Source organism: Sphingobium sp. SA916 (genome assembly GCF_002894065.1).
GTDB classification, from domain to species: Bacteria; Pseudomonadota; Alphaproteobacteria; order Sphingomonadales; family Sphingomonadaceae; genus Sphingobium; species Sphingobium fuliginis.
In genome coordinates, this window is the sequence record NZ_LXYF01000031.1 from 78,306 (window position 1) to 84,615 (window position 6,310).

The 6,310-nt window shown below is 61.9% G+C and carries 4 protein-coding genes and 2 pseudogenes; 4 read left to right on the forward strand and 2 right to left on the reverse strand.

Translation table 11 applies throughout. From position 1 onward, the window contains the following. Positions 1-4 precede the first annotated feature (4 nt). A complete protein-coding gene (locus A8G00_RS09285; RefSeq protein ID WP_212611297.1) occupies positions 5-976 on the reverse strand; it encodes an IS4 family transposase in 972 nt (323 codons plus the stop codon). 262 nt (positions 977-1,238) lie between these two features. Then, a pseudogene (locus A8G00_RS25870) lies at positions 1,239-1,379 on the reverse strand (transposase DNA-binding-containing protein); the annotation flags it as partial. A 149-nt stretch (positions 1,380-1,528) separates the two neighbouring features. Here A8G00_RS25870 and A8G00_RS25595 point away from each other — a divergent pair. The 4 genes and pseudogenes from A8G00_RS25595 to A8G00_RS09305 all read left to right on the forward strand — a co-directional run. Beyond that, a pseudogene (locus A8G00_RS25595) lies at positions 1,529-1,729 on the forward strand (hypothetical protein); the annotation flags it as partial. Between the two features lie 213 nt (positions 1,730-1,942). Then, entirely contained in the window at positions 1,943-3,139 is a 1,197-nt protein-coding gene (locus A8G00_RS09295) for an HlyD family secretion protein (RefSeq protein WP_061938787.1), read from the forward strand. Then, positions 3,139-4,665: a DHA2 family efflux MFS transporter permease subunit gene (locus A8G00_RS09300; RefSeq protein ID WP_046766330.1), complete on the forward strand. Its 1,527-nt coding sequence runs from the start codon at positions 3,139-3,141 to the stop codon at positions 4,663-4,665. The genes A8G00_RS09295 and A8G00_RS09300 overlap by 1 nt, the downstream gene beginning before the upstream one ends. After that, positions 4,665-6,092, forward strand: a complete 1,428-nt coding sequence (locus tag A8G00_RS09305; protein WP_046766331.1) for an efflux transporter outer membrane subunit — start codon at positions 4,665-4,667, stop codon at positions 6,090-6,092. Before A8G00_RS09300 ends, A8G00_RS09305 begins: the two co-directional genes overlap by 1 nt. Positions 6,093-6,310: the final 218 nt, after the last annotated feature.

Genomic DNA, 6,310 nt, shown 5'->3' on the forward strand with positions numbered 1-6,310 from the left:
CGCGTCAACGCCACCTTCTGTCGGCGCTTACACTCCAGATGACAATGTTGCCGGGAGGTGGATCATGGGCTCGCGCAAGATAGCCTCCGAGTCGAGCGATTTGGGTCAGATAATCGGCGAGGGTTCTGCTTGCGGATCCGTTCTTCCGGTACGCCGCAAGACGGTCGATCAGCGTGATTTCACCATCGGTCAGGACCAGCCGAGGCGATGCATCAGGAGCGGTGCGGTTGATCATGGTCATCCAGAACAGACGCCAGGACAGAATGCAGAATATGGCGATCAGGTTGGCGAGGCGTTCGGCGGTCCGCAACCGTGCATCCTCGGCTCGGCAGCCGGATTTGAGTATCTTGTGGAAAAGTTCAATCTTCCAACGCTGGGCGTACCAGTCGAGCTTTTCGATGGCTTCGTCCGGCGTTGTTACCGGTAGATCGGTGATGAGCCGCCAGTCGATCGGGGGTCGACCCTCCGGTGTTCCACACTCACGGGCGTGCAAGATGGTCAGGCTGAGGGAGGGATAGCGCTTTTGCTTTCCAATCGGCGGCAAAACCTGGATGCGCCGATAGCGTAGCTCAATGTCGGCATGATCATCCTTGCCAACGCTGACCCGATGCACGCCCTTCACGGTGGTTTCGCTCATTTCATCGGCTATTGTATGGCCACCGTCACCGGCCAGACGGTCGACACAGGTGCGCACCAGGAAATGCGTGCCGAGCGCCTGTGTTTCGCAGAAAAACTCGTAAATGTCGTTCTCCCGGTCGCCAATGTGAACCAGTCGCCCCGGGTCGCCCAGCAGCGCCGTCGACTGGCGCATATTTTCGAGCCAGCGGTAGCTCTCCTTCTCCTCGATCGGCACCCGAGTGGGGTTGATCCGCCGCTTCAACGCGTTGGTGCCCTTGAACTTGGTACGGGTCCAGAATTTCGCCGCTGTCAGGCCCAGTGGCAATCCCTCGGTTGTGACCGCCAGGCTGGAGTGCATGAGCAGGCCGCAGACCATATGAAGCCGAAGCCGACCATTCATCGCGCCGGCTCGGTGAAAGACCGATGGCACCAATCCGCTCGGGATTGCGCCGTTGATAGGAAAATTCGGTGGTGTCCTGCAAAACGAGGATGAACCCGTCAAGGGCAGCCACACGCGCCTGAGTTGCCTGAAAATGCCCGGCGAGAATCTCACCCTCGTTGACCGCGCCGTTCGACAAAAAGCGGTACGCCGCCTTGGTATTGGCCCAGTCCTGACAAGCCATCGGAATCGGCGCGCCGATCGCACCTGCCATCTGCTCAAGCATCGTGCGAAGCCGTTCGCCCAGCCGCTTATCACGAAAGGCGCCGGGATCAACTTCTCCATCAGCCCATCCGGCCGCATCGAAAACAGAATTTCCCACCTTGCACCCCCGCTCCAGCGAAATGGTGCTTGGGGATGAATCATGGGCCGCTCCCTTCAGGCAATAGCCATGAGTCGAGCGGAATCAGTCGTGCGGCGAGATGTGGGTAATTGGAAGCTCCAGCCCACGCTTACGATGTAGGAGCGGACCGTAACGAAAATCGTCTTGGTAAAGTGGCGGAAGCTGGTGGAAAGACGATTGTCAACTCGATCATACCTTTTCGTGGCTTGGTGAGGGAAATAACAGGCGCAGCCCCAGCACTACGTCGCCTCAATACCGCAATCGATGCGGGGTTTGCGCGGCGGGGCTTTTTACGGGGAGCCGCCATATCCCGAGGCTGTCGTCTCTGATGAGCTCACGCTAACAAGCTCAGCATTTAAAGGTGGGGTTCATGTGACTTCCTCGATCATTAAAGATTGGGGGGTGGAACAACGCGAACCCAACACTCGCCGCTCTGTCGGGCTGCCGGAGTTAAGCTCCATACGAAAATCAATCAGAACAGGTGGAATAATATCCGAAGCCCACTATGATACGGCGCGGTTTACATATCATAGGGTTGTAGAGTGGCTGACGAGCGGGCTGAAGAAAACGGCAGTGACCCTAAGCAGGATGCGCAATCGGAGACCCAGGCTGAGAAGAAGCCCTCGCTTCTCGAGCGCTACCCGATAGTCCGCTACGTCCTCATCGCCGCGCTTGCCGCCGGCATCATCGCGGCCATCGTCTGGTATATGAATTACCGCGCAAGCGGCCAGTACCTCCAATCGACCAACAACGCCTATGTGCGCGCGGACTTTGTGACCGTTTCACCGAAGGTCGGCGGCTACGTCGAGCGTGTCCTCGTCGCCGACAACCAGCATGTCCGCCGCGGCCAGCTGCTTGCCATCCTCGATCCTCGTGACTACCGCGCCAATGTCGATCAGGCGCAAGCTCAGATCGCCGCAGCCGGCGCCAACATCACGACCGCACGCCGGACGCTTGACGAGCAACGGGCCACTGTCGCTCAGGCCGCCGCCCAGGTTGCGAGCGCCGAGGCTGCCGCGGCAGCGGCAGAGAACGAGGTAAGACGCTACGAGCCCCTCGCTCGGACAGGGGCGGAATCGCGTGAGCGTCTGGCAAACCTTGTCCTTCAGCGTGATCGAACCGCCGCCGATCTGCGCGCGCAGCGCGCCGCCTACCTCGCCGCCCGTCGCAGTATCGCGACACAAGCGGCTCGCATCGGCCAGGCGGAGGCGCAGCGCGGCACCGCGCAGGCGCAGCTTGCGCGCGCCTCGACGGATCTCGGTGCCGTCGAGATCCGCAGCAGCATCGACGGCGTTGTCGCCGACAAGGCGGTGCGGGCCGGGCAATATGTCCAGCCGGCGACCCGGCTGATGTCGGTGGTGCCGGTCTATCAGCTCTACATCGAGGCGAATTTCAAGGAGACGCAGGTCGCTCTGATGCGCGTCGGGCAGCCAGTGACCATCAAGGTTGATGCACTGGACGGCGCCGAACTGCGAGGCCGGGTCGCCAGCTTCTCTCCAGGGACAGGCGCGCAGTTCTCGCTCATCCCGCCCGAGAACGCGACCGGGAACTTCACGAAGATCGTCCAGCGGGTGCCCGTGCGCATCAGCATTGAGGCGGGTCCGGAAGCGCGCCGGGTGCTGCGGCCCGGCCTGTCAGTCGAGGTCACGGTCGACACGATCGGCGCAAAGGGAAGCCGGGAACGGATCGAGCAGGAAACCGAGCGGCTGAAGCGCGGTGAGATGCAGGGCGCGCGCTGATGGCCGCCGAACGCGCAGGCCTGCGCGACTGGCTCGCCGTCGCGGCGGGAACAATCGGGTCATTCATGGCGCTGCTCGATATCTCGATCGTCAATGCGGCCTTGCCCACCATCCAGGGCGAGATCGGCGCGAGCGGAACTGAGGGCACCTGGGTCGCGACCTCCTATCTCGTGGCGGAAATCGTCATGATCCCGCTCAGCCCCTTCCTCGTGCGCCTGTTTGGCCTGCGCAACTTCCTTCTGGGTGCAGCGGTCAGCTTCACCGGCTTCTCGATAGTGTGCGGTATTTCAACGACACTGCCGATGATGATCGCCGGGCGCGTTGGCCAAGGCTTTACCGGCGGTGCCTTGATTCCGACCGCAATGACCATCATCGCAACCCGGCTACCGCCATCACAGCAGCCGATCGGCACCGCTGCCTTCGGCGGCACGGCCATCCTTGGCCCGGTGCTTGGACCGATCATCGGTGGGTGGCTGACCGATAACTACAGCTGGCACTATGCTTTTTTCCTCAACGTGCCGGTCTGCGTCGGGCTCGTCCTCCTCCTTCTGCTAGGGCTAAAGCATGAGCATCTTCGGCTCGACCAGTTGCGCCATGCTGACTGGCTCGGAATCGCAGGGCTCGCAATTGGCCTAGGTGCGCTCACCGTGATGCTTGAGGAAGGGCAGAGCGAGATGTGGTTCGAGTCCGCCATGATCGTGAAGCTCGCTCTAGCGACGTTGCTGGGCTTCACACTCATCGCCATCGGGCAAGTCCGGTCTTCGCAACCCGTTCTCAAATTAACGCTGATTTTCAGCCGGTCATTTGGAAGTGTTTTCATTCTAAGCCTTGTCATCGGCGTTGTCCTTTACGGCGTCACCTTTTTAATCCCGCAGTTTCTCTCAGTAATGGCAAATTACAGTGCTCTACAATCGGGACAGGTCGTCTTCGTCTCAGGTATTCCCGCGATCATGCTAATGCCGTTTCTTCCTCTCGCATTCAAATATCTGGATGTCCGTGTGGCAGTGATCTTCGGCATGACGCTGATAGGTATCAGTTGCGCCATGGACTGGCACCTAACGGCGCAGTCAGCGGGTGGCGATCTGACGGCTTCGCAGATTATTCGCGGCGCCGGTCAGATTTTCGCTATGATGTTCCTAAACCAAGCCGCGATCAGCGCCGTGGCGCCCGAGGATGCCAGCGATGCTTCCGCACTGTTCAATGCCGGGCGCAACCTCGGCGGATCGATCGGCCTTGCCATGATGGCCACCCTTCAGGACCGTCAGACCTTCCTCCATTTCAATCGCTTGAGCGAAACGGTGTCGGCCAACGCGGCGACCACACAGGAATGGTTCACGAGGGTTATGGCCATGCCGTCCGGCGAAGCCGGCGCCTATCGGCAGCTCGCAGGTCAACTCCTCAAACAGTCTACCGTCATGGCCTATAACGACCTGTTCTTCGCGCTCGGCGTCGCGATCGCGATCACCACGCCGCTGGCGCTGTTCCTCCGCCCGATCTCCTCCGACACGCAGATGGCGATGCACTGATGAAGCGACTTGGCTGGACCATTCTCCCCGCCCTTTTGACCGGATGCGTCGTCGGACCCGACTATGGAGGCCCGCCGAGCGTCGCGAGCGGCGAGCGCGCCGGATCGACATTTCGCCGCGCGGATCAGGCAGTCACGGTACCGCAGCCCCTTGTCGCACGCTGGTGGGAAGGCATGGGCGACGCGCAACTCACGATGCTGATCGACCGCGCGCTTGCCTCTAATCCGGACGTGGTGATCGCCGAGGCGCGCATCCGCAAGGCGCGCGCCAGCTTGCGCGAACAGCGCACAAACCAGCTTCCCACCGTCTCGGCGTCGGGGACTGCGATCGTTGCCGATCTTCCCGCCGGCTCGCTCGCGCTGCCGACGCAAGGCGAGCAATCCGATCGTATCAGGGCCGAATTCTACAACGCCGGCCTGGACGCGTCTTGGGAGATCGATCTGGTCGGCGGGCGACGCCGTGCCGCCGAAGGTGCCGAAGCCCAGGCTCAGGCAGCCGAAGCCAGCAGGGCCGATGCGCAGGTTCGTCTCTCGGCGGAGGTCGCCCAGAATTATGTGACCCTGCGGGAACTTCAGCAGCGCCTGATCCTGGCCCGTCGCTCCGCGGAGCTTCAGCAGCGATCACTCGCCCTGCTTCAACAGCGTGAGCAACGCGGTGCATCGTCGCGCGACGAGGTGGTTCGGCTCCAGACTGAGCTGACCCGCACGGAGGCCGGGCTGTTGCCGCTTGAAGGGCAGATCGCAACCACGCTCGACCAGCTTGCCCTGCTCACCGGCGACGAACCCGGTGCACACGACGCCGCGCTGTCTACCCCCGCGCCGATCCCGATGATCCCCGGGACTGTCGCGATTGGCGATCCGGCCGCCATGCTGCGACGCCGGCCGGACATTCGCGCAGCCGAGCGGCAGCTGGCGGCATCGAACGCAAAGATCGGAGTCAACGTCGCCCGGCAGTTCCCATCCGTCAGCATCATGGGTATCATCGGCCTCGGTGGCCCCAATATTGCCGATGTGATCGATCCTGACAGCATCGCGGGCCTTCTTCTGCCGCGGATCAGCTGGAGCTTCCTCGACTTCGGCCGTAATCGTGCTCGGGTCGAGCAGGCCCGGGCCGACCGCGACGAGGCGGAAGCGCAATATCGCAAGGCAGTCCTCGGCGCGCTGTCGGATGCGGAAACCAGCCTGACCCGCTTCGGTAATCAGCGCCGTAATCTGTTTTCGAGTATCGCAAGCCGGAACGGCGCCAGGCAGTCAGCGACCTATGCCGGGCAGCGATACGCGCAGGGAGCGATACCGATGACCACGTCAATCGATGCCGAACGGGCGGCGCTGGCTGCCGATCAGTCGGTGCTGGAGGCGACTGGCGAACTTGATCGTGCATTTGTCGCCCTGCAAAAGGCGTTGGGACTTGGATGGAGCCAGCGGTGACCGTTGTGCAACCATGCCGGGGAGGGGCGCTGACCGAGTGACGGCGCGCTTCTTCCTCCTCCTGTTGGGTATCTGCGTGATGACGCAATCAGGGGAGGACTAGCTGTCTGGTTGCGACACATCATTGGGATATGGTAAAGAATGCCATCGCGGATCACGCGTGGCGCTTTGCCGTCCTTGCTGATGAGGTTTCGTGATGGTGCAGATACATCCCCAGG

What these genes read in the sequence shown, in the direction of transcription:
- A8G00_RS09305 (WP_046766331.1), top strand. Translation starts at nt 4,665, where the DNA reads ATGAAGCGACTTGGCTGGACCATTCTCCCCGCCCTTTTGACCGGATGC.
- A8G00_RS09300 (WP_046766330.1), top strand. Translation starts at nt 3,139, where the DNA reads ATGGCCGCCGAACGCGCAGGCCTGCGCGACTGGCTCGCCGTCGCGGCG.
- A8G00_RS09285 (WP_212611297.1), bottom strand. Translation starts at nt 976, where the DNA reads ATGCACTCCAGCCTGGCGGTCACAACCGAGGGATTGCCACTGGGCCTG.